This is a genomic window from Aliterella sp. E5.1, from assembly GCF_057473825.1.
The window spans coordinates 1-3,424 of record NZ_JBYCCV010000196.1; the positions used below are offsets into that span (position 1 = coordinate 1).

Below are 3,424 nucleotides of genomic sequence, written 5' to 3' on the forward strand. Positions count from 1 at the left end.
AATGGCTTACCAAATTTCCGCCACCAAACTCCAAACTTACCATCGTTGTCCACAAGCCTACTATTTCCGTTACGAGTTGGGTTTGAAAGCTCCTGGATTCTTTGGTAATGCCAAGCTTGGTACAGCCCTACATCAAGCCCTTGCCCAAACCTACCGTGATTGGCACTACCTCGATCCACTACCGCCCATTGACTGGATTTCTTCTTGCTGGCAGCGATGTTCTACGAACCTCAGTCCGGCTCAATCTGAGGAAGGACAGGAAATTTTAGAAAATTATTATCACCAATTCATTGCGGGTGAAACTGCAATCGCTCGACCTTTAGCAATAGAAGGTCGAATCAAAGGACGCTTGTTAGTTAATGACTTAGAATTTAAAGTCTCTGGACGCTACGACCGCCTCGATTTTCTGGGAGACGGGTTGGAACTAATCGACTATAAATCAACCAAAGAAGTCAAATTGCCACCCTCCGATGAAATTGACTTGCAAATTGGTCTGTACTACATTGCCCTGGAGCAAAGGTATCAATCCTGCTTGCAGCAGTTGAGCTTACTTTACTTGCGGACAGGCGAAAAGATTGTTTTTGAGGCAAGTTGCGAACACAAACAACAAGTGGAGACTGTTATTAGTGAATTAGCTTGGCGATTACGTACCGATGAACAATGGGAACCAAAGACTGGGGAGCAGTGCGAAGTCTGTACTTATGCGAGATATTGCTCTGCGGTGCAAGATGAGCCAGAGCCGTTACCGCCAAATACCAAATCTCCCTTACAAATACAACTTGCTCTCAACCTCTAAAAGATTACATCGCCCTAGTCGCTAATGTAGTTGGTCTCTCAGCCGTAGTCATAAACCTCATCCCAACCACGAAGAAAGTCTTTTTCATGAGATTGCTAAATCCTTATAAGGTATAGTTATTTCTCGCTTAATTGACTGCACTAACTCTTCAAAGGTTTGAAAATATCCTAGCTCAATTGAGATTGCGTCAAAAAACCTCATGGAATTATTTTTGAATTCTTGATCCAATAGTTGCAATGCTTCAGGTTTCATTTTGGTTTTTCTAAATGAGCTTCAGACCTTCAATGTAAATGAAGAATCTGCCGACTATCCTAAACCGAGACGTTAAAGTCGCCGTGAATCAATAATTTTTTATGCCTGTTTTCTTAAGTATCTTTCATTGGAAAAACTATAATATCACTACGCAAACTTATTAACTTTGTAATAGTTTCTTCTAGAGGTCTACCTCTAGTCATCTCGGCTCGTATCCAATCTCGAGCCTGCTTGACCCTAGTTTTCGTAACATTGGTCAATATAATTTTTCTTCCACCTACTGTAGCAATTTCTTGTATGGGTCTAATACTTTCGTCAATATATTTCATGATGTATTCTCCTGCCAGATAGCTTGTTGCTCCCAATTCTACAGAAAGCCTAAATTGAGGTATTGAAAGATTAATGCAATTTCTGAGTCTTCAACCGAGCTAGAGTTCATAATGGCTCCACATTCGTATCACCTTGACTGTATTGATTTCTTTCAAAACTTGATAAACTAAACGATGCTGAATGTTAATTCGGCGCGAGTAAAACCCTGCTAGATTTCCTACTAATTTCTCATAGGGCGGCGGGTTTTGAGAAGGGTTTATTGCTAATACTTCTAATAATCTTTCGGCATTACTCCAAAGTTTAGCGTTAACTAATTTCTGGGCATCTTTAGCTGCTTGCTTCGTCAATACTATCTGCCAAGCCAAGTTTCAAGTCCTCTAGATTAATACATTCTTCTACTGGAGTTTGACCACCTTCAATAATTGACTCTGCCATACCTGGTATCGAGGCTAAATACAGTGTTTCTTGAATAGCGTTCCAATCCTCCTGAGAGAGTAATACAGCGTTGTTTCGCTGCCCAGTGATTAAAACTTGCTTATGAGCCTCGGCAGTCTCATCAATCAGACGAAACAGGTTAGCTCTTGCTTTTGTAGCTGAAAGTACATCCATTAATTTTTTGCTTATGTTCTATCTGATCATAGTACATTATTGCGTACACACAAGAGTTTTGATATGTGAGAGACACCAGCTATTAATCCATAAACGTTTATGGATTAATGAATTAGATTAACCCATATCCCTGTTTCTTCAGGATATTTTTCGCTTGTATTCTTCGTACTGCTTATCCTTGCTCTCCCAATACTTATCCACAGTCCTCTTGGCGATCGCCGCCTGCTCTAGCTCCACTCCCTGCTCGATTAACAATCGCTGTTTCACTCGCTTACGCAAGTCTGAGACAATTTTGCCGTTAGTCTTTCGAGTTTGTCCCCAATCTAATATTGGCTCAGGGTATGGACTCTCGTTTAGGTACGCTCCATTGAGGATTTCTGCCAAACTATAGCCGCGCAGTTCTTCAACCCAGTGGTAGATAAACTTCAAATCGCCGTCTTTCTCCTCTAGATTCTTATTAGGATTGTAGATACGGAAGGTATCAGACAGAGGATTAGTTACTCCTGCTTGCATCTGCCACTGCCAATTATCTATTGCCAGGTCGCCATCCACCAAATATCTCATATAATGCTCTGCCCCGTGATGCCAAGAGATGCCGCAGTTGACGCACAGGAAAGTAGCGCACATTGCCCTCATCCTAAAGTTCATCCAACCCATTATCTTGAGTTGGCGCATACTCGCATCTACTAAGGGAAATCCTGTCTGTCCCTCCTTCCAGGCAGTGAATAACTCCTGCTTTTTCTCGTCTAATTCTGCTAGCGAGTAATACTCATCAAACTCTTCGTAGCGGTTAGTGTCCACTAATTCTGGATGATTGTACAGGCGTTGGGTAAAACTATCATGCCAGCGCAGGCGATCGCGGAATGCTTTGAGCGAAAACTGGGCTTTAGGATTATTTGCTAGTTCTGCGGCTCGTTCTTTTGTCTTTTGGTAAACTTGCCGAACAGAGATTGTACCAAAAGTTAAGTGAGGCGATAGGTGCGATGTAGCTCCTTGCTGTGTTAGCCAGGGGCGCGATATCTTCCAGTGGTAGCCCCGAAAACGGGAATCTAAGAACGAGTTTAGTGTAGCGATCGCCTGTGACTCACCACCGCTAAAGTAAGTATTTTCGGTTGTGTTGCAAAAAATTTCTTGTTGTCAATAGCTTGTAATAGTTGACAATTAAATTCCACATTTAGTGTTTACTTATTTTTTAAGACGCTATATGTGGAATGTAGCTGTCAATAACTGAGGACTATTGCGACTCAATAATTTTTTGCAACACAACCGATTAAAGCATCAGGGTAGGGGAATGGGTCTTTTTCCCCTGGGTCTACTCGCTTCATGTAGCTGGTTAGCCAAGAGCAAGTAGAGAAAGCATTTCAAGATCATTTAGTTTTGTTGGGTCAGCAGCCATGCCTATTGTTCAAGCTAAGTTTTACTGCCGTCTAAGATTAA

Annotated in this window: 6 protein-coding genes; 1 reads left to right on the top strand and 5 read right to left on the bottom strand. The window is 41.8% G+C overall.

Going from position 1 to position 3,424, the window contains the following annotated elements:
* The coding region (locus AC2VE5_RS24815; protein WP_486890278.1) for a RecB family exonuclease at positions 1-796 on the top strand (796 nt) is incomplete at its 5' end.
* A gap of 84 nt (positions 797-880) precedes the next feature.
* Here AC2VE5_RS24815 and AC2VE5_RS24820 read toward each other — a convergent pair.
* The 5 genes from AC2VE5_RS24820 to AC2VE5_RS24840 form a co-directional block, all read right to left on the bottom strand.
* The gene (locus tag AC2VE5_RS24820; RefSeq protein WP_486890279.1) at positions 881-1,048 is read right to left on the bottom strand and encodes a hypothetical protein; all 168 of its coding nucleotides are present in this window, start codon (positions 1,046-1,048) and stop codon (positions 881-883) included.
* 113 nt (positions 1,049-1,161) lie between these two features.
* Positions 1,162-1,377, bottom strand: coding sequence for a hypothetical protein (locus tag AC2VE5_RS24825; RefSeq protein ID WP_486890280.1), 216 nt, complete (start codon positions 1,375-1,377; stop codon positions 1,162-1,164).
* Between the two features lie 99 nt (positions 1,378-1,476).
* Positions 1,477-1,743, bottom strand: a complete 267-nt coding sequence (locus AC2VE5_RS24830; protein ID WP_486890281.1) for a Txe/YoeB family addiction module toxin — start codon at positions 1,741-1,743, stop codon at positions 1,477-1,479.
* Positions 1,706-1,987 carry a type II toxin-antitoxin system Phd/YefM family antitoxin gene (locus tag AC2VE5_RS24835; protein WP_486890282.1) on the bottom strand — a complete coding sequence of 94 codons (282 nt, stop codon included), beginning with the start codon at positions 1,985-1,987 and terminating at the stop codon, positions 1,706-1,708. The genes AC2VE5_RS24830 and AC2VE5_RS24835 overlap by 38 nt, the downstream gene beginning before the upstream one ends.
* Positions 1,988-2,125: 138 nt before the next feature.
* Positions 2,126-3,115: an FAD-binding domain-containing protein gene (locus AC2VE5_RS24840; RefSeq protein WP_486890283.1), complete on the bottom strand. Its 990-nt coding sequence runs from the start codon at positions 3,113-3,115 to the stop codon at positions 2,126-2,128.
* Positions 3,116-3,424: the final 309 nt, after the last annotated feature.